We start from the raw sequence: 24,105 nt of genomic DNA, 5'->3' as shown, positions 1-24,105 counted from the left end.
TAAGGACTCTAAATTTATTAGTAATTAAATTATCATATTGACAATATGGCAACAGAAAATACACGGCTAAACCAGTGTTTAACCGTGTAAGATTTAGAATTTATGACTAACTTAAACTTTTAATGTTCGTTCATTCTAAAATCAGGATATGCATCCATACCATGTTCATGAACGTCTAAACCTTCAAGTTCTTCTCGTTCGGAAACTCGAATTCCGACTGTTTTCTTTAATGTAAATAATATTATAAATGATGTTATTATACAAAATACTGCGTAAGACGCCACGCCAATTAATTGGCTTACAAATTGTGCTCCACTGGCTAATTCTCCAAAAAGACCTACTGCTAAAGTTCCCCATATTCCACAAATTAAATGTACAGCAATGGCTCCAACAGGATCGTCCAATTTCAACTTATCTACTAAAGCAACACCAAAAACAATAATGGCTCCGGCAATACCTCCAATTAAGATAGCATCCATAGGGCTCATTTGATCTGCACCTGCGGTTATACCAACTAAACCACCAAGAATACCATTTAAAAACATGGTTAAATCGTAGTTTTTATATTTTAATGTAGAAACTAAGAACGCAATTACACCACCTGCGGCAGCAGCTAAACTAGTATTTACTAATGTTAAAGAGGTTAATGCAGGATCGGCAGATAAAACAGATCCTCCGTTAAAACCGAACCATCCCAACCATAGAATTAAAACACCAGCCGTTGCTAATGGTATGTTGTGACCTGGAATAGCTTGTGCTTTACCATTTTTAAATTTACCAATTCTAGAGCCTAATAACCAAACAGCGACTAATGCAGCCCATCCTCCTACAGAATGTACCAGTGTTGAACCGGCAAAATCATAAAAGGGAGTTTCTAATGTTTTTAGAAATCCACCACCCCAAAACCAAGAACCTGCAATTGGGTAAACAAGGCCTACATAAATGATTACAAAAATCATAAATGGTCCTAATTTAATTCTTTCAGCAACTGCACCAGAAACTATAGTAGCAGCAGTAGCAGCAAACATTCCTTGAAAAAGGAAATCTGTCCAATATGTATAACCTGCGTTATACGCTAGGTCTAAAGTGCCTTCTGCATTTAATGGTGCTTCTAAACCAAATCCTGCAAAACCAATAAATCCGTTAAATTCACCTGGATACATTAGGTTAAACCCTACTAAGCAATAAAGTAGTAGGCCAACAGTGATAATGAATATATTTTTAAATAATATGTTGAGTGTGTTTTTTTGTCTTGTTAATCCGATTTCCAATAGTGAAAATCCTAAATGCATAAAAAATACTAATGCCGTACAGATCATCATCCATACATTGTTAATTGTAAGTAATTCCATAGTTAGTTATTATTTTGATTTTTTCTTTAAAGTTTCTCCACCTTTTTCTCCAGTTCTTATACGATATGTTTCTGATATGTCAGAAACAAAAATTTTACCATCGCCAACATCTCCGGTTGAAGCAGCTTCTAGTAAAGCTTTAATGGTAATTTCTTCAAAATCATCATTAACTACTATTGATAGGTATCTACGTTGTATGTCTTGAGTGCTATAGCTAACACCTCTGTAAACATGAGCTTCTTTTTCATTACCCAATCCTGTTACATCCCAGTAGGAAAAAAAGTTAACATCAACGTTGTGTAATGCTTCTTTTACTTGAATAAATTTAGATTTTCGGATAATAGCTTCTATTTTTTTCATAATATCAAATCTTATATTGTTTAGTTAGTTTCAATAATAAGAAAATATTTAGATTTTTCAATCTAAATATTTTCTTATTATTGATATAGGTCTCCCTTGCTTGAGTTTTAATATAAATTTTTCTTATTCAATTTCTCTTTGTCTCTTACCAGCGTAAGCAATTGAACCGTGTTCTGTAAGATCAAGACCAGTGATTTCTTCTTCTTCCGTAACTCGTAAACCAACAGTTTTCTTCATTATGATTAAGAAAACAAAAGATAATACAACTGCCCAGAATGCATATGCCAATACACCAATAGCTTGAGCTCCAAGTTGAGCAGCTCCACCGCCATTAAATAATCCGATACCGGCGTCACCATCTATACCCCATAATCCTATTACTAGTGTTCCCCAAGCTCCACAAATTCCGTGAACAGAGATAGCACCAACGGCATCATCAATTTTTAATGTTTTTTCAATGAATCCAATTGAATATACTACAAGTATACCACCAATTAGACCCGCAAGAACAGCACCGCCTTCTCCCATGTTTCCACATCCGGCAGTAATACTTACAAGACCAGCGAGTGCACCATTTAAGGTCATGCTTAAATTTGGTTTCCCGTCTTTAATCCAAGTTAATAATAATGCTCCAATAGCTCCTGCAGATGCTGCAAGGTTGGTTACAAGAATTACTTGAGAAGCAGCAACTGCATCAGCTCCGCCCCAAGCTAATTGAGAACCACCGTTAAATCCGAACCATCCTAACCAAAGGATAAAAACACCTAAAGTAGCATACATTTGATTATGTCCAGGTAACTCAACAGGTTTGCCATTAATGTATTTACCAATTCTTGGACCTACCATCCAAGCTGCAACTAATGCTGCCCATCCACCAACAGAGTGAACAATTGAAGAACCTGCAAAATCAATAAATTCAGCGGGCATAAATGAAGCCGTGTTTAACCAACCACCATTCCATTCCCAACCCCCTGCGATTGGATAGATAAAAGCAGTTAAGACAATACTAAATATAGCGTATGTTGTGTATTTTGTTCGACCAGCAATTGCTCCAGATACTATAGTTGCTGCTGTGGCAGCAAAAACAGTTTGAAAGAATAAATCAGCAGCACCTTGAGAAAAAGTGAAGCCTCCCCAATGGAAGTAACCCCCACCAGAAACATCTGAACCGTACATTAGAGAATATCCGATAAACCAAAAGGCCAATGAGCCAACTGCGATATCTAGAAAGTTTTTCATTGCAATATTTACTGCATTTTTAGAATCTGTCATTCCAGATTCAACAAGGAAGAAACCTGCTTGCATAAAGAATACAAGAATTGCTGCAATAACCATCCATAACATTCCCATGTCATCTTTTGTGGCCATTTCTACTACTTCCGCAGTGTCTTGTATAAAAAGAGGTAAATTTAAAATTGACATATTTATTTGGTTTTTAAGGGTTAGTATTAAAGATTAAGCAAAACAAGTAACCATACTTGCTTTGCTTAATTTTTTAAAGTATTAGTCAAACTTGTAAATAGCTGCTAACGTAAATGCAGATAAGCTATTTGCCGCTTCTCCTTTAGAATTTACATAAGGCTCAATAGTATCAACGTTACTCCAAGAATCTAATCTAATTTCAGGCTTAATAATTAAGTTCTCAATTGTATAGCTAGCTGTTAACGTTGTAGCGAATACACTTGGTAAGTCATCAAAATCTTTTGCATGATTTGCATAATACTCACCTCTTAAACCAATGCTGAAAGAGTCAGATGTAGCTAATTGTGGATATAAAGCAGCTCCGTAGAAACCTTCGTCATCACTTGTTTGATATGCGGCGTTAATTCCTAAGAAAAAACTATCTGATAAATCGAATCCACCTGTATAGTCAACTTCAAAACCTAAACCACCATAGTTACCACTATCATAGTAAAAGTTTAAGTATTGACCAGAATAACCTATTTGAGCTCCAAGTGAATATTCACCAGTTGTAGAAACGTCATTAGTATCCCATGGATTCATTATAGCTAACATTAAGCTAAAATCATCTGTTAAAGCAAAGTCAGCTTTTAAACCAACATGAGAAAAAGGACCACTTGAAAATAAATAAGAAGTACTATAGTTAAAGTTGGCAGCAGGAGAGATAACTTCATATCCTAAAAACGTATTAAAACGTCCCATAGTTAATGTAGTTTTGTCAGAAACATTCCAGTAAACGTATGCTTGATTAACAATACCGTCAATAATATCGTTGCTAAAAGTTGCACCTGCTCCTCTAGGTCCTGAAACGAGGTCAAGAACGGCACCAACTTTTTCACCTTCGTAACTCACAATTAAATTACCCATACCTAAAGCAAAACCTGATTGCTCAGCAAAAGCAGTCCCAAAAGACTGGTCTAAATCATCAGGAGCAGATAAATAAGATTGATAATAAGCATCTACTGTACCAGAAATAGAAAGTTTGCTTTTTTTCTCTTCCCCTTCAGTTTGGGCGATTGCATTTATACCACTTAATAGTATTGCTAATGTTAAAATACTTTTTGTAAATCTTAAATTTTTAAGTTTTGATTTACTTTCATGTTTTTTAATTAATTTCATAAAGTTGATTTTTAATTTGAATAATATGTTTTGTCTTACAGCGGTCAAATGTAGAAATTAATTTGAATAAAAAAAGGGGGTATTCTTTATTGAAGTGTTAATTTCAATTATTATTCATAAAAATAAAGGGGGTATAATTTTAAAAACACAAAATTTAGATAGTTTGATGTCTAAAAAATAGGGGGTATTAAAATTTCAACAATAATTTTGTTAATATGATAAAAATGCAGTTTTAAGAAAAAAATATCATTTTCGGTAAGATTGTGTAGTATTTTAACTAAAAAAAGGTTGATTAAGAATTTTTCTGTGTAAATAACATATTAATGTATTAAAAACAGCCCAAGTTTGTTGCATATTTGATATTGTGGAATAGTTATAAAGAATTATATATATTGCATTATTAATAATGGTATACATTTATGAAGTATCAATTTACTTATTTGGTTAATTTACAATTCTTAGGTTTTCGTTTTCATGGTTGGCAAAAACAAACCAATGCAAAAACGCTACATGATATGGTTGATAAAACCTTATCTTTTGTTTTTAAACATCAGGATTATAAAACAATAGGGGTGGGAAGAACGGATGCTAAGGTGTCTGCTAATAACTATGTTTTTCAGCTTTTTTGTGATGAAGAATTAGATTTGAAGTCATTTATGAAAGATTTGAATTCAAATTTTCCTCCAGATTTTAAAGGATTAGCTATTGAAAAGACGACTAGTGATTTTAATATAATTCAACATCCTAAGGTTAAGGAATATTTGTATTTCTTTTCTTTTGGAGAAAAAAATCATCCTTTTGCTGCACCTTTGATAGTAGGTTTAGAAGAATATTTGGATATTGAGTTGATGAAACAAGGAGCGAAACTATTTGAAGGAGAGCACTTTTTTCATAAATATTGTACGCAACCTTCAGCTCATACTATTTTTAAACGAACCATTGATTGTTGTGAAATTGTTGAAAATGAAATCTACACCGCCAATTTTTTTCCAAAACAAAGTTTTTACTTGCGTGTACAGGGAGTTGGTTTTTTACGTTATCAAATAAGGTTGATGATGGGGGTATTGTTTAAATTAGGAAAGGGTGAATTAGATTTAGACTTTATTGAACAATCCCTAATGGAAAATAATGACCGTAAATTTTTTCCCACTATTGCTCCCAGTTCTGGGTTGCAGTTATATGATGTGAAATTTAGAATGCTTAATTAAGTTACGTTTTAATCATTGAATCGTTATAATGGTATGCGTACCATTATCATCATATATTTTCTTTTAATGTTTTTTAATACGTATTCTCAAGAGAATAATAGAAATGATTTGATTGGTTCTTGGACTTATGCAGGGTATAATTTAATTGGTTCGTATTGCGGATGTATTCGGGAGACAGAAGAATCAAAATGTGATGAAGTGTTTCAAGTTGAATTTTATACCTCAGGGGATTTTCGGGTTGTTAATCAAAAAAAAGGAGAATTAACACAAAGAGAAAAATTTGGGCTATGGGTACTTTTTGAGGGTGATCAGTTAAAAATGAAAATTGATGATGAAGAAATAATCTTTAAAATTGAAATTAAAAATAAAAAACTTTACTTGTCAACTAATTGTGCTCAAGCGGAATTTATTAAAAGCGAAAAGTAACATAATTGTATGAAACTTAATGTGTTTATACAATTATGTTTATAATATTTTAATCCTTCAGTACGCTCCTCGAAATTACAATCTTTTGTATCTCGCTTGTCCCTTCATAAATCTGGGTAATTTTAGCATCACGCATCATTCTTTCTACATGGTATTCTTTTACAAAGCCGTAGCCGCCATGAATCTGCACGGCTTCCACAGTAACTCGCATTGCCATATCAGCAGCATAAAGTTTAGCCATAGCACCAGATAAGTCATAATTTGCATGTTGGTCTTTGTCCCACGCAGCTTTCATGCATAGATGTCTTGCAGCTTCAATTTCGGTAGCCATATCTGCCAATTTGAAGGCAATGGCTTGGTGTCTGCTAATTTCTTTTCCAAAGGCTTTTCGTTCTTTAGAGTATTGCAAAGCTAATTCGTAAGCACCAGAAGCTATGCCTAACGCTTGTGAGGCAATTCCTATTCTACCTCCTGCTAAGGTTTTCATGGCAAATTTGAATCCAAATCCGTCTTCGCCAATTCTATTTTCTTTGGGTACTTTTACGTTAGTAAACATTAAGGAGTGTGTATCAGACCCTCTAATTCCTAATTTATTTTCTTTAGGGCCTAATTCAAAACCTGGCATTCCTTTTTCAACAATTAATACATTAATGCCTTTATGTCCTTTTTCTACATCCGTTTGAGCTATTACTAAATAAACACTGGCTGTACTTCCGTTGGTAATCCAGTTTTTTGTACCATTTAAAATATAATGATCTCCTTGGTCAATTGCAGTTGTTTTTTGTGAGGTTGCATCACTACCAGCTTCAGGTTCACTAAGGCAAAAAGCACCAATTATTTCTCCAGTCGCTAATTTGGTTAAGTATTTTTGTTTTTGTTCTTCAGTACCGTAGGTTTCAATTCCCCAGCATACTAAAGAATTGTTCACAGACATTACTACAGAACAGGATGCATCAACTTTTGAAATTTCTTCCATAGCCAATACATATGATATAGTATCCATTCCTCCGCCGCCATATTTTGGATCAACCATCATGCCTAAGAATCCCAATTCTCCCATTTTTTTTATCTGTTCTTTAGGGAATTCTTGTTTGTCGTCACGTTCAATTACTCCAGGTAATAATTCTGTTTTAGCAAATTCGCGAGCAGCATCACGAATCATTATATGTTCTTCAGTAAGATTAAAATCCATTATATATTTATTAGTGAGATTAAAATTTATGACATCAAATATACATTTTTTATAAAAATCTTGTTGTATTTTTACGGAATGAATAATATTTGGTAAAAAACTAGTGACTATATTAGTAACTAATATTGTAAGAATACTAACTTTTTAAGTTTAAAATTTAGTTTTTAAATATATGTTTTTACTTTAAGTGTTCAAAAGAAATTTAAAAAATAATTCAACCTTTATTTAAATAATATTATGAATCAGTTATAACTACATAGAATGTGTTTTGTTTTAAGAGAAGCAAGTTTGTCTTGCGTAAAAGATGTTAATGTATAATTGAATTATAATAGAAATGAAAGAATTATTAAAAAAGTACGAAGATAAACAACCCGAAATAGTATTCCATTGGCAAGATGCAGAAACTGAAGCTGAGGGGTGGACGGTTATTAATTCACTGCGTGGAGGAGCTGCTGGTGGTGGTACAAGAATGCGTAAAGGGTTGGATATGAACGAGGTGTTGTCGTTGGCAAAAACCATGGAAGTGAAATTTACGGTTTCTGGTCCAGCGATTGGTGGTGCAAAATCGGGAATTAACTTTGATCCGAATGATGTTAGGAAAAGAGGCGTTCTAGAACGGTGGTATAAGGTTGTGTCTCCGTTGTTAAAGCATTACTACGGTACGGGTGGCGATTTAAATGTTGATGAAATTCACGATGTAATTCCGCTTACGGAAGAGTGTGGTGTTTGGCATCCTCAAGAAGGTGTTTTTAATGGTCACTTTCAACCAACAGAAGCTGAGAAAATAAATAGAATTGGACAATTACGTCATGGTGTAATAAAGGTAATAGAAGATCCTAAATATACTCCAAAGATTTCAAGAAAATATACAGTTGCTGATATGTTAACGGGCTATGGTGTTGCTGAAGCGGTTAAACATTACTATGATGTTTATGGAGGTGATATTAAGGGGAAACGAGCTATTGTTCAGGGGTTTGGAAATGTAGGGTCTGCTGCCGCTTACTATTTAAATCAGTTAGGAGCAAAAATTGTAGGTATAATAGATAGGAGTGGAGGGGTTATTAATGAAAATGGATTTAGTTCAGAAGATGTGCGGCAAATGTTTCTTAATAAAAGAGGAAATATGTTGGTTGCAGAAGAGATGATTCCATTTGAAGAAATGAATGAACGTATTTGGACAATTCCTGCAGAAATTTTTATTCCTGCTGCGGCTTCAAGACTAGTTACGAAAGAGCAAATTACGTCCATGATAAAAACGGGATTGGAAGTGATTTCACCTGGTGCAAATGTCCCTTTTGCAGATAAAGAAATTTTCTTTGGACCTATAATGGAATACACAGATAAGCAAGTGAGTCTTTTACCAGATTTTATTTCCAATTGTGGTATTGCACGTGTTTTTGCATATTTAATGGAGAGTAAAGTTGAAATTCCAATGCGAGATGAAGCTATATTTAAAGATACTTCTGAAACTATTTTTAGAGCCATAAAAAAAATATATGACTTACATCCTTACAAAACAGATATTTGCAAAAATGGCTTTAGAATTGCGTTGGAACAATTGATTTAATTTTATATATTTATGCCAAATTAAAAACCAAACGATGACGGCAGTAATTATACTTATTTTTGTAATGGGTTATTTAGCAATAACTCTAGAACACCCTTTAAAATTAGATAAAACTGTCCCTGCCTTGCTCATGGCAGCATTAATGTGGGCCTTGTTAGCAATTGGTTTTCATCAAGGTTGGTTTAATGTTATTGATGGTCATGAAAATGTTTTTGATTTTTTAGGAGCACATGATAAAGAGCATGTAGAAGAAGGTTTTACCAATATGTTACTACATCATTTAGGTAAAACAGCTGAGATTTTAGTCTTTTTGATTGGAGCAATGACAATTGTTGAAATTGTAGACCTACATCAGGGTTTTGATGTTCTTAAGAGTTGGGTTAAGACTACAAGTAAGAAAAAATTATTATGGATTTTAGCAATATTAGCCTTTATTTTATCTGCCATTATAGATAATTTAACGGCAACAATTGTATTGATAACCTTATTACGAAAATTAATACCAGAAAGAAACGATAGACTTTGGTTTGCGGGTATGATTGTTATAGCAGCTAATGCTGGTGGAGCGTGGTCTCCGATTGGAGATGTAACAACCACAATGTTGTGGATAGGTAAAAGAGTTTCGGCTTTACATTTAGTAGAAAGATTGGTTTTACCATCGATAATATGTATGGTAATTCCTGTATTTGTCGCTACGTTGTTGCCTGCATTTAAAGGCAACGTGAATACAGATCCTAATGAGTACAATGAGGCAAATAAATCTTTATTAAGTAGTAAAACAATGCTTTTTTTAGGATTAGGAATGATTGTTTCTGTTCCAATTTTTAAAACAGTTACACATTTACCTCCTTATTTAGGTATGATGTTAGCTTTAGGTGTTGTTTGGTTAGTTTCTGAATATATTCACCCTGAAGAAGATTTTACAAATGAACGTAAACATTTGTACTCGGCACATAAAGCATTATCTAGAATAGAAATGTCAAGTATCTTATTTTTCTTGGGTATTTTAATGGCTGTAGCGGCTTTAGAAGCCTTGGTTTATGGAAGCGTAAACATTGATGGAGTTGAGGTTCAGGTGGGCACTCTAAGATATGTTGCAGAAATACTCAATAGTGCCATTCCTAATCAGTCTGTTGTTATCTTTATTTTAGGTATTTTAAGTGCTATTATTGATAATGTTCCTTTAGTGGCTGCGTCAATGGGTATGTATGATTTACCAATGGATTCTAGTCTATGGCATTTAATTGCATATTCTGCAGGTACAGGTGGTAGTATGCTTATTATTGGTTCAGCTGCTGGTGTCGCCGCAATGGGTATGGAAAAGATTGATTTCATATGGTATTTAAAGAATATTACATGGTTAGCTGCTATAGGTTTTATAGTCGGTTATTTTGCTTTACTCTTTATGGAAACATTGTAAAAATATAAGTCCCGCATAAGGCGGGATTTTTTTTATAAATCAAACAATTTTTTTTAAAATATTTCGTTACCTATCTATTATCCCTAAAACTACTACTATTATATGTTACTCACAATCCAACAAGGTGTTGAAACAGCTCAAGAAAATTTAGAAGAACTTATTCCAGAAGAAAAAACATTATCTATTTATGACCTCATAATGGATGGTGGACTTGGCGGTCAGATAATTATCGCCATTTTGGTAGTACTTCTTGCTATTGCACTTTACATTTATTTCGAACGCTTTTTAGCTATAAAGGCAGCCTCAAAAACTGATAAGAATTTTATGAATCAGATTCGAGATCATATTTCGAATGGCAAGTTAGAAGCTGCAAAAATTTTATGTGCACAAGCCTCTTCACCAGCCTCTAGACTTATTGAAAAAGGAGTTTCTAGAATTGGTAAGCCTTTAGAGGATATTAACACTGCAATTGAAAATGCTGGTAAATTAGAAATTTACAAATTAGAAAAAAATGTAAGTGTTATCGCCACGATTGCAGGTGCAGCTCCGATGATTGGATTCTTAGGAACCGTAATTGGAATGATTGTTGCAATTCATGAAATAGCGAATGCAGGCGGACAAATTGACATTAAAATGTTATCTGACGGATTATATACAGCAATGACTACTACCGTTGCCGGATTAATAGTAGGTATTATAGCATATATAGCCTATAACCATTTGGTTGTTCGTACTAATAAAGTAATTTATCAAATGGAAGCACAATCGGTTGACTTTTTAGACCTTTTAAATGAACCTGCATAAACATGGATTTTAGAGGTAGAAATAAAGTAAGTCCTGAATTTAATATGTCGTCAATGACGGATATTGTATTCCTGTTATTGATATTTTTTATGTTAACTTCAACATTAGTTACCGTAAATGCCTTAGACATTTTATTGCCCAAGGCGTCGGGTAAAACTGAAAATAATAAATCAGTGGCAGTGAGTATCACTAAAGGATTAGATTTTTATATAGATAGAGAAAAGGTAAGTGAAAAGGATATTGAACAAAGTTTATTATCTATTTTATCAACACAAGATAATCCAACTATAGTTTTACGTGCGGAAGAAGGTGTGCCTATTGAGAAGGCTGTTAATGTATTAGATATTGCCAATAGAAATAAATTCAAAGTAATTTTAGCGGTTAGACCGAATTAAAATGGACCTTTTAGATACAGAATACAAACGTAAGTCAGCAATATTAACTGCCATTATAATGGGGATAATGTTGTTTTTGATTTTTACCTTCGGACTAAAATATTTAGATCCGCCAGAAGAGTATGGTATTGCTGTAAATTTTGGTACATCAGATGTTGGTAGTGGTAATACGCAATCAGAACCTGCACCATCATCATCTGCTTCTCAAGAGGAAGTAGAAGAGGTTGAAGAAGTTGTTGAAGAAGTCGAAGAAGTTCCAGAAACACCAACTGAAGCGGTTGCTACGCCTTCAAAGGCAGAAGATGTTATCACAAATGATAATGCTGAGTCTATAAAAATAAATAAGCAAAAAGAAGCTGAAAGAAAAGCAGAAGCGACAAAAAAAAGAATAGAAGACGCAAAACGTAAAGCGGATAGAGAAGCCAAACAAAAAGCAGAGCAAATTAGAAAGCAGAAAGCTGCCGAAAAAGCTGCTAAAGAAGCAAAAGAAGCGAAGGATAGAGCTGAAAAAGCTGCTAAAAGAGAAGGCTTGGATGGTATGTTTGATAAGTTAGGAAAAGGAGATGGAACGGGCGGAACTGGCAGCGGTGGCGATGGTGATGATGGTAAGGCTGGAGATAAAGGAAACCCTAATGGTGATAAAAATGCGAGCGGATATTACGGCAATGGCGGTGGTGGAAGCGGAGGAAACTATCGTTTAGGAAATAGAAAGGCGACTTCAACTCCGAAGCCAACGTATGATTGTAATGAGCAAGGAAAAGTTGTTGTTAGTATTTCGGTTGATAAGAGTGGACGTGTTTTAGCCGCAACTGCAGGTATAAAAGGCACAACAAATTCTGCTCCATGTTTACTTAAAAGAGCTAAAGAAGCTGCTTTAAAAACAAAATTTAACTCAGATACCAATGCTCCTTCAAAACAGGTAGGTTCTATTATTTATAACTTTTCCTTATCGAATTAAAATTGACTTACAAAGCAACATTAGATTGGATGTTCTCACAACTTCCAATGTATCAACGTCAAGGCAAAATTGCATTTAAAAAAGATTTGACCAACACCTTATCTTTAACAGCACACCTTGGTAATCCACATCAAAAGTTTAAAAGTATACATGTTGCCGGAACGAACGGAAAAGGTTCAACAAGCCATATGATAGCGTCTGTTTTACAGGAAGCTGGTTATAAAGTAGGTTTGTATACTTCGCCGCATTTAAAAGACTTTAGAGAGCGTATTAAAATAAATGGTAACTGTATTTCTGAAAAAGAAGTTGTTCAGTTTATAAAGAATAATAAGACTTTTTTAGAGCAACAAAAATTATCATTTTTTGAAATGACGGTTGGATTAGCTTTTGATTATTTTGCCAAACAAGAAGTTGACATTGCGATCATAGAAGTTGGTCTTGGTGGTAGATTAGATTCTACGAATATTATAACTCCAGAAGTTTCTGTAATAACCAATATCGGATTTGACCATACTCAGATGTTAGGTAACACGTTGCCTGAAATAGCCTTTGAAAAAGCAGGTATTATCAAAAAGGGTATTCCAGTTGTAGTAAGTGAACGGCAGCCTGAAGTACAAAATGTTTTTTTAAAGCGATCTGAAGAATTAGCGGCACCACTTTATTTTGCTGAAGATGAGGTTACTGAAGATTATAAAAGTGATTTACTTGGCCTTTATCAGCAAAAGAATAGTAAAGCAGCGGTTCAAACGTTGTTAGTTTTAAGAAAGCAAGGATTTAAAATCTCGGATAAAGAGATTAAAAAGGGACTCTTGGAAGTTGTAAAAAATACAGGTTTGTTAGGTCGTTGGCAAACGTTAGGTCATAATCCATTCATAATTTGCGATACCGCACATAACAAAGAAGGCTTAACTTATGTCTTAAAACAATTGGCAGAACAAGTTTTTGAGGAGTTGCATATCGTTATTGGAGTCGTAAATGATAAAGATTTGAGTAGTGTATTGCCATTATTTCCCAAAAATGCATTGTATTATTTTTGTAGACCAGATATTCCTCGAGGTTTAGATGCTGATGAGTTACGTATTGAAGCGAGTAGTTTTCAACTTAATGGATTATCGTATTCGTCTGTATTACAGGCTTTAAATGCGGCAAAAAGTAACGCAAAAAGTACAGATTTAATTTTTGTAGGAGGTAGTACATTTGTAGTTGCTGAGGTGGTTTAAAATTAATTTAATATTTTATTAAAAAACCTTTGTGATAATGAAAAACTAATTTATATTTGCATCCGCTTTAGGGCAATAAGTCCTCTAGTAATTGAAATAGGGCAATTAGCTCAGTTGGTTCAGAGCACCTCGTTTACACCGAGGGGGTCGGGGGTTCGAATCCCTCATTGCCCACATCAATCACAATCCCGCAACAGCTATGCTGTTGCGGGATTTTTTATTTTTAGGCGTGAAAAGCTCGCTTTTCTAAGGCTAAAAATAAAAAATCCAATAAAAGCATTAGCTTTTAAAGGGATTGTATTTGCAGTAGCGGTCTTATTAGGGATCAACGTTAGTTAATCCCATTTTAATGAGAATCTTTTTATGCTTAGCAGGATAGAAATAAAAGTATTAGCTTTTAAAGGGATTGTAGTTGCAGTAGTGGTCTTATTAGGGATCAACGTTAGTTAATCCCATTTTGTTTACTTTGGTTTTATATACGAGTTAAACTTTCACTGTTTCTTAATCTAATAGTTGCGTTTTTTTTTTACATTTAAAAATGTAGGATTGTGCTTATTTAGGAGGTAACACTCTTTCCCATTAAAGTTCATCTTGCTGAGTATTCAATTTGCGAACCTGATTAAAACTATCTTACCATATTTTCTATATAGTTTAAAATAAAATAGACATCGTTTAAGTATTAACTTAAAGCAAAAAAAGTATTAGTTTTATAGTCTTTAGTATTTGTTATCAATGGGCTATAACACTATTTTTACTTGTTTTAATTTTTAATGAAGGTGTTTAATTCCTTAAGTACTATAGTTTTTTATTTTTATTGCGTATTCTTTAAATAGGGAACTTTAGAAAATAAAATTAAGACTGAAATGTCATTTAAATTGATTTTAACTTAAAATATAAACGGTAAATATTTATGTATAGAACTATTATAAAATTAATGTTTTGTTTGATACTCTTAACTGCATGTAATCAAAAAAAAGTGGAACTGGAGATTGGTAAGGCCGATATTATTCCTAAACCAATAAGTCAATTAGATGGAGAAGGGCATTTTGAAATTAAATCGACTTCAATAATTAGCGTAGAAAATGAAGAACAAAAAGATGTAGTTTCAAAATTTTTCAATCAATTTGAAAAAGTAGCAGGTTTTATTCCTAAAATTGAAATAGGAAGGCAAGGAGATATTAATTTTACTTCTGATGAATCTATAAACCAAGAAGGTTACAACTTAAAAGTAACTACAAATAGCATTACAATAAAAGCAGCAACAAATGCCGGTTTTTATTATGCTTTACAAACCTTAAAGCAATTATTACCAATAGCTATTTATAAAAAATCACTACAAAACATTCGTTGGGGTATACCGGTGGTAACAATTGATGATTACCCAGCTTTTGGTTGGCGTGGTTATATGCTTGACGTTTCTCGACATTTCTTTTCTAAAGAACAAGTAAAAGATGTAATAGATTTTATGGGAGAACTCAAGTTGAATAGATTTCATTGGCATTTAGCAGATGATCAAGGATGGCGAATAGAGATTAAGAGTTATCCAAAACTAACAGAAGTTGGGGCTTGGAGAGTGGACTACAATCATACCGATGAAAATAAATCTGATTGGTGGGGCAGGCCGGAGCAAAAGTCAGGTGAAAAGGCAACTTATGGTGGTTTTTATACTCAAGAGGATGTTAAAGAAATTATAGCTTATGCTCAAGAACGCAATATTGAAATTATTCCTGAAATTGATATGCCAGGCCATGCTCAAGCAACCATTGCGGCTTATCCAGAAATTGGTTGTGTAAATGCTTTACCTTATGTGGCAACAGGTGGTGTTTTTAAGAATAACACCTATAACCCTGGAAAAGAAGAAACTTTTCAGTTCGCGGAGAAAATGTTAAACGAAATAATGGATTTGTTTCCTTATAAGTATGTACATATTGGAGGTGATGAGTGTAACAAAGAACAGTGGAAAGTAGACCCTTTTGCACAACAAAGAATGAAAGATGAGAACCTAAAAGATGAACATGAATTACAAAGTTATTTTATTAAAAGAATAGAAAAAATAATTAATTCTCGAAATCGTATTATGATTGGTTGGGATGAAATTTTGGAAGGTGGTTTGGCTCCTAATGCGACCGTAATGAGTTGGCGAGGAGAAAGAGGAGGTATCGCTTCTGCAAAAGCAGGTCATGAAGTAATTATGACACCAAGTAATTATTGTTATATTGATTTAAAACAAGGTCATGATGATTTAGAACCTAATTTAGGATATTCACGTTTATTGCTTTCAAAAGCTTATAGTTATAAGGTTATTCCTGACACATTAACTACAGAAGAAGGAAAATTAATTAAAGGAATTCAGGCTAATTTGTGGACAGAATCTATAAGTGATTGGGGTAAACTAACCTATATGACTTTTCCTAGGGTTTATGCAATTGCAGAAACAGCATGGACACCTAATAAAAATAAAAATTGGAACGATTTTACAGACAGACTTTTAACTCAATTCGATAGACTTGACGCACAAGAAGTACGATATGCTGTAAGTGCATTTAGCCCTTGGATAGATCATAATGGAAATGGAAAAGAGATTGAAGTAACCATGAAAACGGAAGTAGAAGGTTTAGCTATTCATTATACCTTGGATGGAACAGAACCCACTTTTGAATCTCCTACATATGATAAAAATTTAATTATTTCTGAAAATTCAGAATTGAAAGCCAGAGCATTTAAAAATGAAAAAGCTGTTGGATATGTTTCATCTAAAAAATTTCTTGTTCATTTGGCTAAAAATGCCCAGGTTATAAATGAAAAAGGAGAGGAAATTAAAGACATAACAGATTTAAGTTATGGGGCTCTTTCAAAAGGAGATAAGGCATGGTATCATTTTTCAAATAATGTTGATTTAACTATTACTTTAGACAATGAGACAGAAGTAAAAGAAATTCAATTTGATGCCTTACGATTTACCATTTCAGGTATTTATCCACCAAAAGAAATTGAAGTTTTTGGTTCCGTTGATGGAAAAACCTATACGTTATTGGCTAAAAAAGAACAATTAGAAGAGGCATCAGAACAAGGAAGAAATAAGGTAAGTACAACAATATCTTTTGATCCTGTTAAAGTGAAAGTATTAAAATTTAAGGCAAATGGTTTTGAGATAATTCCTGAAGGACATCATAAAAGTGGAAGCTCTTCACAAATATGGATAGATGAAATTAAGTTAAACTAGTCAATGAATAATAAGTAAAGCTCAATGGTATAAATAATACAGTAAAAAATGAAGCAATATTTAAATAAATTTCTTTTTTTAATCATAATTAGTTTAATGCCTTCTTGTAATAATAAAAAGGAAAGCGAAAAAAGGATTGATGAGCAATTTCCTAATGTTATTTATGTACTTACGGATGATTTGGGTTATGGAGATATTGGAGCATATAACGTTAATGGTAAAATAAAAACTCCAATGATCGATCAATTGGCAGCTGATGGAATTAAATTTACTGACGCTCATACTTCATCAGCAGTTTGTACACCAACAAGATATGGAATTTTAACGGGTAGATATAATTGGAGAAGTCCGTTAAAAAATGGAGTGCTCACTGGTGTGTCTAAGGCATTAATTCCAAATAGTAGAACTACAGTTGCTTCTTTGTTGAAAAAACAAGGATATGAAACAGGCTTTATTGGTAAATGGCATTTAGGTTGGGATTGGTCACTAAAACAGGGAGATTCTATTGGTGGTACAGGTTGGAATGCCGATGATTATGATAATATAGACTTCTCTAAACCTATAAAAAATGGACCAAAAGAATTAGGGTTTACTTATTCTTATGGGCATTCAGGTTCTTTAGATATGGCACCTTATGTATACGTTCAAAACGGAATACCTACGGTAATTCCAGATTCTGTTACAGTAAATAAAGAGAAGTATTCTTGGTGGCGAGAAGGGCCAACGGGTTCTGATTTTGTACATGAGAATGTTACACCACATTTCTTCCAGAAATCGTTTAGGTATATTGAACAAAAGGCTAAAAGAGACAAACCTTTCTTTTTGTATTTAGCACTACCATCACCGCACACACCTATTTTACCAACCGAAGAATGGCAAGGTAAAAGTGGATTAAATTCATATGCTGATTTTATGATGCAAATTGACCATTATATGGGACAATTACTACAAACAGTTGAAGACGCAGGTATTGCAGAAAATACTATTATAATTTTCACAAGTGATAATGGTTGTTCTCCTCAGGCCAATTATAAGGTCTTAGCTGAAAAAGGACACAATCCAAGTGCTATATACAGAGGTCATAAGGCTGATATATTTGAAGGAGGGCATCGTGTTCCTTTTATTGTAAAATGGCCAAAGCATATTAAACCCAACTCTAGTTCTGATAAAACGATATGTACCACGGATTTATTGGCTACTGTTGCCGAATTAACAAATACAGAGCTGAAAGATAGTGAAGGTGAAGATAGTTATTCTATTGTACCACTTTTTTCTAGTGAAAAGGCATCGGATTACGAGCGTGAAGCTACGATTCATCATTCCATCAACGGAAGTTTTGCCATCCGAAAAGGAAAGTGGAAAATGATTTTTTGTCCAGATTCGGGAGGTTGGAGTAATCCGAAACCGAATTCTGATTTGGCTAAAACCTTACCTAAATATCAACTCTACAATTTAGAAGAAGACCCAGGAGAAACGAATAATTTAATTAAAGAGAATCCAGAAATTACAGAAGAATTAGAGATTTTAATGGTTTCAACTATAGAAAATGGACGAAGCACAGAAGGTGAGAATCAGCAAAATGATTCACCAATGAATGGTAAGGTTTGGAAGGAATTGGAAAGAATTAGTCTTTTGAATAAATAATAATTAAAACGTAATACTTAAAGTCATGAAATATATCAGTTGGTTACTACTCATAGTTATTTGTTTTTATGGCTGTAAAGAAAAGAATGAAAATTCAATAGCAGAAAAAGAGAATGTAAAAAAGCCTAATATTATTTTTCTATTTTCCGACGATCAAAGTTTTAAAGATGTACATACTCTAGGTAATAAAGAAGTTAAAACGCCTACTATGGATAAACTGGCCGAAGAGGGTACTACTTTTACGCATACTTATAATATGGGAGGATGGAATGGGGCCATTTGTTTAGCTTCAAGAGCAATGGTCATAAGCGGACGATCCGTTTGGCGAGCTCAAGAAGTTTCTAAATTGTTTCGTAAAAATAAAGAGCTTGATAAAACTTGGCCGAGATTAATGGAGAATGCTGGTTATGAAACTTACGCAACTGGAAAATGGCATATTTCGGCTAAGGCAGATTCTATTTTTAACCATGTGGGTCATGTTCTTCCTGGCATGCCTGGTGATAGTCCTGAAGGATATAACCGACCACAAAATGAGAACGATACCCTATGGAAACCATGGAAAAGAGAATTTGGTGGGTATTGGAAAGGAGGCAAACATTGGAGCGAAATGATAAAAGATGATGCGGTGTCTTTTATTGATAGTGCGGCAACTAAAGAAAAGCCATTTTTTATGTATATAGCGTTCAACGCTCCACATGATCCGCGTCAATCTCCGAAGAAATATGTAGATATGTATCCGTTGGATAGTATATCAGTTCCTGAAAGTTTTATGCCAATGTACCCATATGCAGAAACAATGGGAGCTGGAAAAAACCTGAGAGATGAAAAATTGGCTCCATTTCCTAGAACTGAATATTCTGTAAAAGTAAATAGGCAGGAATATTATGCATTAACAACCCATTTAGACGATCAGCTAAAGGACATAATTAATGCTTTAGAGAAACAAGGTCTTATGGAAAATACGTATATATTTTTCAGTTCTGATCACGGTTTGTCAGTAGGCGAACATGGACTTATCGGAAAGCAAAATATGTATGATCATAGTATGCGGGTTCCTTTAATGATTGTAGGACCCAATATTCCAAAAGGTAAAAAAATTGCTACCGATGTTTATATGCAAGATGTAATGGCCACAACACTTGAGTTGGCAGGAATAGAAAAACCTGAATATGTTGAGTTTAATAGTTTAGTAACTCAAATAGATGGAACTGATTCTAAGGGAAGTTATGATGCTATTTATGGAACGTACGAGAAAAAATCTCAAAGAATGATTAGAAGGGATGGCTATAAATTAATCGTTTATCCTAAAAGTGAGAAAATTCTTTTATATAACTTAAAAGAAGATCCCCAAGAGTTGAAAGATATAGCTGCAGAGCCTCAGAGTAAAGAAAAAATAAAAACCCTTTTTGTAGAATTAATGGAGTTACAGAAAAAAATGGGAGATCAATTAGACTTATCAATTATTTATAAAAACATTTCATGAAAAAATCAAGTAAACTATTAATTCTTTTTCTCTTAACTTTTTCTGTTGGGTTAATAGCCCAAGAACCCTTAAAAATAGCTTGTGTCGGTAATAGTATTACTTATGGGGCTGGAGTCGTTAATCGTGAAAAAAACGCATACCCCGCTCAATTACAGGAAATGTTAGGTGATAACTACGAGGTGAAAAATTTTGGTGTTAGTGGTAGAACGCTTTTGAACAAAGGCAATCACCCATATACTGAGACTGAGGCTTATCAGGAAGCTCTCAATTTTATTCCTGATATTGTATTTATGAAATTGGGTACCAATGATAGTAAGCTGGGAAACAGGGTTTATTTAGATGATTTTGAAAAGGACTATCAAAATTTGATTCAATCATTTAAAAATAAAAATGATAAAATAAGGATAGTTTTATTGCTTCCAGTACCTGCTTTTACTAAAGATACTGCCAAAATTTGGAATCCTGTTATAAAAAATAAAATTATTCCTTTGACGCAGTCAGTGGCATTTAATTCGAATGTTGAGGTTATAGATTTATATCATTTGTTTGTGGACAAAAAGGATTTATTGCCGGATGGAATTCATCCCTCTGGATTAGGTCAAACCATTATAGCTAAAAGATTGTATGGAGTAATTCATCAAGAGCAAAAGAAGTCGATAAACTTTTTTGAGGATAAAAATGTTACTATTGAAAAAAGCGAAAATTTTTATGGTTATTCTTTGTTAAATTTTAAAATTGACAGTACGCAATGTAACATTGTTGTACCCAAAAAAGTAGCAAAAGGACACCCTTGGGTTTTGCGTGCAAGATTCTGGGGACATGAACCGCAAACTGATATTGCATTACTGGAAAGAGGTTTTCATATTGCATATTGTGATGTTAGTAGTCTTTATGGGAGCAAATTAGCATTAAAGCGGTGGAATTATTTTTATAAATTAATGACGAGTGCAGGGTTATCTAAAAAAGTAGTTCTGGAAGGAATGAGTCGAGGTGGATTAATAATTTACAATTGGGCTGCTAAAAATCCTAAAAAAATTGCTGCTATTTACGCAGATGCCCCAGTTTTAGATGGAAAGAGTTGGCCAGGAGGAATGGGTCAAGGTAAATTAAGTAAGGGAGACTGGGGGCGTTTTAAAAAGGTGTATAAGTTGAAAAATGAAAGAAAACTAGAGAGGTTTAAAGACAACCCAATTCACAAAGTAAAAAAAATAGTAAAAGGAGGTTATCCAATGTTACATATAGTAGGTGATGCGGATGTTGTAGTGCCTATTTTAGAAAATACAACACCTTTTGAAAAAGGAGTTAAACGTTTAGGGGGCCAGATTGAAGTAATTCATAAACCTAATATTGGACATCATCCACATAGCTTACAAAATCCAACGCCAATTGTTGATTTTATTATGAAAGCAACAAATCAATAGTATTTAATCCTAAAATAAAAATCCAATGAAAAACCTTGTCTTTCTAACTATTGCATTCTTTTTTTACAATCAAGCTTTTGCTGAGATTTGGTTACCATCAATTTTGTCAGATAATATGGTGTTGCAACAACAATCGGAAGTCACCATTTGGGGCTGGACCACAAACACTAGTGAAAAGATTACGATAACACCTTCCTGGAATAATAAACCAATTGAAATTAAAGCCTATCAAGGAAAATGGAGTGGAAAACTGATTACACCTAAGGCTGGAGGTGCTTATACTATAATAATTAAAGGTCATGAAGAAATTCATATTCAAAATATTTTAATTGGTGAAGTTTGGTTAGGTTCTGGACAATCGAATATGGAGTGGACGCCAGCTCAAGGCCTTGTTAATGCTGAAGAAGAAATTAAGAATGCTAATTATCCTGAAATTCGGTTTTTTCAAGTGTCTAAGCACATTGCAAATACGCCCCAAGAAAACACGAGAGGTAAGTGGTTTGTTTGTAGTCCTGAAACCATGAAAAATTTCAGTTCAATTGCTTATTTATTTGGTAGGGAATTACATAAGGAGTTAGGCATCCCTGTAGGTTTAATAAGTAATAATTGGGGAGGTACCCCTATTGAAACTTGGATACCAGAACAAATGATGAACGGTAATAAGTCACTAAAAGAGACTGCAAAAAAAATTACACCAAGAGCGTGGTGGCCAAATGAAACCGGACTCGCATATAATGCAATGATATACCCACTTTTAAATTTTAATATAGCGGGTGTTATATGGTATCAAGGAGAATCTAATCGAGAAAATGCAGTATCCTATTATAAATCATTTCCTTTATTAATTGACTCTTGGAGAAAAGCATTTGGTAAGGAGTTTCCTTTTTATTATGTACAAATTGCACCTTATAAATATGACGACCTACAAGGTGTGGATGCTGCGGTGGTCAGAGATGCTCAATTACAAACCATGTTAGAAATACCTAAGACAGGTATGGTCGTTACAAATGATATAGGTAATTTAGAAAATATTCATCCCATAAATAAACAAGATGTGGGTTTGCGATTGGCCCTTTGGGCGTTAGCAAAAGATTATGGTAAATCAGATTTAATATGTAGTGGACCTATTTATAAATCAATGGAAATTAATAAGAAGAAAATTATATTGAATTTTGATTATGCTGATAATGGTTTAGTAAAAAAAGGAAAGGAGCTAAGCGAATTTTATATTGCAGGTGGAGACCAAAAATTTTATCTAGCCAAGGCTAAAATTGTAGGTAAAACTGTGATTGTTTCAGCGAAAGCGGTAAAAAAGCCAGTTGCAGTTAGGTTTGCATTTACGAACGGGGCTTTACCAAATTTGTTCAATAAAGAAAATTTACCCGCGTCAGCCTTTAAAACAGATGATTGGATAATTGAATTGAAATAACTATTTTAAAGGTTCTTGTAAAATTAAACAGAAACATCAAATGGGTGAAATATTAAAATATAAAAAAGTTAATCATATTATAAAGAGGTCAATTATTTGTTCTGTTTTATGCTGCTCTATGCTTTCTTGGGCTCAAAATTTGGATTCATTAAAAGTTGAGCAGAAAAAAATGCAATGGTTTAAAGATGCCAAATTGGGTGTTTTTATACATTGGGGATTATATTCTGTAAATGGAATTGATGAATCTTGGTCATTTTATAATGGTTATATTTCACATAAAAATTATCTAAAACAAACAAAAGGATTTACAGCCAAAAAATACAATCCAGAAGCTTGGGTAGAACTAATCAGAAAAAGTGGTGCAAAATATTCCGTAATTACCGCAAAGCATCATGATGGTTTTGCTTTATGGGATACAAAATATGGGAATTTGAATGCAGTGGATGCTGCAGCCTCGAAGGAAGATGTATTAACTCCATTTGTAACTGCACTTAGAAAAAAAAATCTTAAAGTTGGTATTTATTATTCGTTACCCGATTGGTCTTATAATGATTATACCCATTTTACTAGAGATTCAATCCGTTACAAGATACAAGAAGAGCCTAAAAGATGGCAGAAATTTCTAAATTATTATCAAGGTCAATTAAAAGAACTTTCTGATAATTATAATCCTGATTTATATTGGTTTGATGGTGATTGGGAACATAATTCTGAAGAATGGCAAGCACCCAAAGTAAGGCAATTATTATTGGAGAGAAATGCAAATACTATTTTAAATTCACGTCTACGCCAACATGGAGATTATGCCACGCCAGAGCAAGGTATGCCTATAACTAGACCCAAAAATAAGTATTGGGAATTATGTATGACTATAAATGATTCTTGGGGGTTTCAAAAGAATGATCACAATTATAAAACTACAAACCAAATTATCGGAATTTTCGCAGATGTTATTGGAAATGGAGGTAATTTATTATTAGATATAGGTCCAAAAGGAGATGGTTCAATTCCAAAAGAACAAGTTGAGGTATTGGAAGGATTGGGTAAATGGACGAGTAAACATAAAGAAGCTATTTATGGTACCGTGGCAGGGATACCTAAAGAACATTTTTATGGACCCACTACCTTATCAAAAGATAAAACGATACTTTATTTATTCGTAAAAGGAGACCCAAAAGGAGAGGTTGTTATTCGAGGTTTAAAGAATAAAATAAACCGTATATGGGTTGTGGGCAATGGTACTAAACTTTCTCATAAAGTTGTAGGAAGTGTATATTGGAGTCATTATCCTGGTATTAAGTACATTCAAATGCCAGATTATGTGTTAGATGATGAGATGACGGTTATTGCAGTGTTGTTAGAGGGTAAGGTTGATCTATATCGAGAAGATGGAGCAGTTATAGAGAGTAATTAGAAAACTAAG

General features: G+C 33.5%; 19 protein-coding genes and 1 tRNA gene. 15 read left to right on the top strand and 5 right to left on the bottom strand.

Going from position 1 to position 24,105, the window contains the following annotated elements; all coding sequences use genetic code 11:
• Nucleotides 1–119: 119 nt before the first annotated feature.
• From JBL43_RS03390 to JBL43_RS03375, 4 genes are all read right to left on the bottom strand, one after another.
• A complete protein-coding gene (locus JBL43_RS03390; protein ID WP_198840048.1) occupies nt 120–1,352 on the bottom strand; it encodes an ammonium transporter in 1,233 nt (410 codons plus the stop codon).
• Nucleotides 1,353–1,361: 9 nt separating this feature from the next.
• A complete protein-coding gene (locus JBL43_RS03385) occupies nt 1,362–1,712 on the bottom strand; it encodes a P-II family nitrogen regulator (RefSeq protein WP_198840047.1) in 351 nt (116 codons plus the stop codon).
• A 123-nt stretch (nt 1,713–1,835) separates the two neighbouring features.
• The gene (locus JBL43_RS03380; RefSeq protein ID WP_198840046.1) at nt 1,836–3,134 is read right to left on the bottom strand and encodes an ammonium transporter; all 1,299 of its coding nucleotides are present in this window, start codon (nt 3,132–3,134) and stop codon (nt 1,836–1,838) included.
• A gap of 81 nt (nt 3,135–3,215) precedes the next feature.
• Nucleotides 3,216–4,292: an outer membrane beta-barrel protein gene (locus tag JBL43_RS03375; protein WP_198840045.1), complete on the bottom strand. Its 1,077-nt coding sequence runs from the start codon at nt 4,290–4,292 to the stop codon at nt 3,216–3,218.
• Between the two features lie 419 nt (nt 4,293–4,711).
• On the opposite strand from JBL43_RS03375, the gene JBL43_RS03370 reads away from it, so the two are divergent.
• Nucleotides 4,712–5,500, top strand: coding sequence for a tRNA pseudouridine synthase A (locus JBL43_RS03370; RefSeq protein WP_198840044.1), 789 nt, complete (start codon nt 4,712–4,714; stop codon nt 5,498–5,500).
• Nucleotides 5,501–5,515: 15 nt separating this feature from the next.
• Nucleotides 5,516–5,926: a hypothetical protein gene (locus JBL43_RS03365; protein ID WP_198840043.1), complete on the top strand. Its 411-nt coding sequence runs from the start codon at nt 5,516–5,518 to the stop codon at nt 5,924–5,926.
• 49 nt (nt 5,927–5,975) lie between these two features.
• Here the strand turns inward: JBL43_RS03365 and JBL43_RS03360 are convergent, their stop codons facing one another.
• Nucleotides 5,976–7,118, bottom strand: a complete 1,143-nt coding sequence (locus JBL43_RS03360) for an acyl-CoA dehydrogenase (RefSeq protein ID WP_198840042.1) — start codon at nt 7,116–7,118, stop codon at nt 5,976–5,978.
• A 334-nt stretch (nt 7,119–7,452) separates the two neighbouring features.
• Between JBL43_RS03360 and JBL43_RS03355 the strand changes: the two genes are divergently transcribed.
• The 13 genes from JBL43_RS03355 (at nt 7,453) to JBL43_RS03295 (ending at nt 24,096) form a co-directional block, all read left to right on the top strand.
• Complete coding sequence (locus JBL43_RS03355) at nt 7,453–8,685, top strand: Glu/Leu/Phe/Val dehydrogenase dimerization domain-containing protein (RefSeq protein WP_198840041.1); 1,233 nt, start codon at nt 7,453–7,455, stop codon at nt 8,683–8,685.
• Between the two features lie 34 nt (nt 8,686–8,719).
• Entirely contained in the window at nt 8,720–10,105 is a 1,386-nt protein-coding gene (nhaD, locus tag JBL43_RS03350) for a sodium:proton antiporter NhaD (protein WP_198840040.1), read from the top strand.
• A 102-nt stretch (nt 10,106–10,207) separates the two neighbouring features.
• Nucleotides 10,208–10,909 (top strand): MotA/TolQ/ExbB proton channel family protein, encoded by a 702-nt coding sequence (locus JBL43_RS03345; RefSeq protein WP_138950583.1) that lies wholly within the window; start codon nt 10,208–10,210, stop codon nt 10,907–10,909.
• Nucleotides 10,910–10,911: 2 nt separating this feature from the next.
• Nucleotides 10,912–11,304, top strand: coding sequence for an ExbD/TolR family protein (locus tag JBL43_RS03340; protein ID WP_138950582.1), 393 nt, complete (start codon nt 10,912–10,914; stop codon nt 11,302–11,304).
• 1 nt (nt 11,305) lies between these two features.
• Entirely contained in the window at nt 11,306–12,262 is a 957-nt protein-coding gene (locus JBL43_RS03335; RefSeq protein ID WP_198840039.1) for an energy transducer TonB, read from the top strand.
• Between the two features lie 2 nt (nt 12,263–12,264).
• Nucleotides 12,265–13,482 carry a bifunctional folylpolyglutamate synthase/dihydrofolate synthase gene (locus tag JBL43_RS03330; protein WP_198840038.1) on the top strand — a complete coding sequence of 406 codons (1,218 nt, stop codon included), beginning with the start codon at nt 12,265–12,267 and terminating at the stop codon, nt 13,480–13,482.
• A gap of 99 nt (nt 13,483–13,581) precedes the next feature.
• Nucleotides 13,582–13,656 (top strand) — tRNA-Val (locus JBL43_RS03325).
• 769 nt (nt 13,657–14,425) lie between these two features.
• Entirely contained in the window at nt 14,426–16,705 is a 2,280-nt protein-coding gene (locus JBL43_RS03320; RefSeq protein ID WP_198840037.1) for a beta-N-acetylhexosaminidase, read from the top strand.
• A gap of 48 nt (nt 16,706–16,753) precedes the next feature.
• Nucleotides 16,754–18,349: a sulfatase family protein gene (locus JBL43_RS03315; RefSeq protein ID WP_198840036.1), complete on the top strand. Its 1,596-nt coding sequence runs from the start codon at nt 16,754–16,756 to the stop codon at nt 18,347–18,349.
• 25 nt (nt 18,350–18,374) lie between these two features.
• Nucleotides 18,375–19,832, top strand: a complete 1,458-nt coding sequence (locus JBL43_RS03310) for a sulfatase family protein (protein WP_198840035.1) — start codon at nt 18,375–18,377, stop codon at nt 19,830–19,832.
• Complete coding sequence (locus JBL43_RS03305; protein ID WP_198840034.1) at nt 19,829–21,253, top strand: GDSL-type esterase/lipase family protein; 1,425 nt, start codon at nt 19,829–19,831, stop codon at nt 21,251–21,253. The genes JBL43_RS03310 and JBL43_RS03305 overlap by 4 nt, the downstream gene beginning before the upstream one ends.
• Before the next feature lie 25 nt (nt 21,254–21,278).
• Entirely contained in the window at nt 21,279–22,682 is a 1,404-nt protein-coding gene (locus JBL43_RS03300) for a sialate O-acetylesterase (RefSeq protein WP_198840033.1), read from the top strand.
• A 40-nt stretch (nt 22,683–22,722) separates the two neighbouring features.
• Complete coding sequence (locus tag JBL43_RS03295; RefSeq protein WP_198840032.1) at nt 22,723–24,096, top strand: alpha-L-fucosidase; 1,374 nt, start codon at nt 22,723–22,725, stop codon at nt 24,094–24,096.
• Nucleotides 24,097–24,105 lie beyond the last annotated feature (9 nt).

This window comes from Aureibaculum flavum, assembly GCF_016406085.1.
Lineage (GTDB): Bacteria > Bacteroidota > Bacteroidia > Flavobacteriales > Flavobacteriaceae > Aureibaculum > Aureibaculum flavum.
The sequence above is the reverse complement of the archived record's forward strand: the minus strand, read 5'-3'. Positions and strand labels throughout refer to the sequence as shown.

Excerpts from the sequence above, each read along its gene's own strand:
- JBL43_RS03390 (WP_198840048.1), bottom strand. The coding sequence starts at position 1,352 with ATGGAATTACTTACAATTAACAATGTATGGATGATGATCTGTACGGCA.
- JBL43_RS03370 (WP_198840044.1), top strand. The coding sequence starts at position 4,712 with ATGAAGTATCAATTTACTTATTTGGTTAATTTACAATTCTTAGGTTTT.
- JBL43_RS03300 (WP_198840033.1), top strand. The coding sequence starts at position 21,279 with ATGAAAAACCTTGTCTTTCTAACTATTGCATTCTTTTTTTACAATCAA.
- JBL43_RS03305 (WP_198840034.1), top strand. The coding sequence starts at position 19,829 with ATGAAAAAATCAAGTAAACTATTAATTCTTTTTCTCTTAACTTTTTCT.
- JBL43_RS03340 (WP_138950582.1), top strand. The coding sequence starts at position 10,912 with ATGGATTTTAGAGGTAGAAATAAAGTAAGTCCTGAATTTAATATGTCG.
- JBL43_RS03385 (WP_198840047.1), bottom strand. The coding sequence starts at position 1,712 with ATGAAAAAAATAGAAGCTATTATCCGAAAATCTAAATTTATTCAAGTA.
- JBL43_RS03310 (WP_198840035.1), top strand. The coding sequence starts at position 18,375 with ATGAAATATATCAGTTGGTTACTACTCATAGTTATTTGTTTTTATGGC.
- JBL43_RS03380 (WP_198840046.1), bottom strand. The coding sequence starts at position 3,134 with ATGTCAATTTTAAATTTACCTCTTTTTATACAAGACACTGCGGAAGTA.
- JBL43_RS03360 (WP_198840042.1), bottom strand. The coding sequence starts at position 7,118 with ATGGATTTTAATCTTACTGAAGAACATATAATGATTCGTGATGCTGCT.
- JBL43_RS03315 (WP_198840036.1), top strand. The coding sequence starts at position 16,754 with ATGAAGCAATATTTAAATAAATTTCTTTTTTTAATCATAATTAGTTTA.
- JBL43_RS03335 (WP_198840039.1), top strand. The coding sequence starts at position 11,306 with ATGGACCTTTTAGATACAGAATACAAACGTAAGTCAGCAATATTAACT.
- JBL43_RS03345 (WP_138950583.1), top strand. The coding sequence starts at position 10,208 with ATGTTACTCACAATCCAACAAGGTGTTGAAACAGCTCAAGAAAATTTA.
- nhaD (WP_198840040.1), top strand. The coding sequence starts at position 8,720 with ATGACGGCAGTAATTATACTTATTTTTGTAATGGGTTATTTAGCAATA.
- JBL43_RS03355 (WP_198840041.1), top strand. The coding sequence starts at position 7,453 with ATGAAAGAATTATTAAAAAAGTACGAAGATAAACAACCCGAAATAGTA.
- JBL43_RS03295 (WP_198840032.1), top strand. The coding sequence starts at position 22,723 with ATGGGTGAAATATTAAAATATAAAAAAGTTAATCATATTATAAAGAGG.
- JBL43_RS03375 (WP_198840045.1), bottom strand. The coding sequence starts at position 4,292 with ATGAAATTAATTAAAAAACATGAAAGTAAATCAAAACTTAAAAATTTA.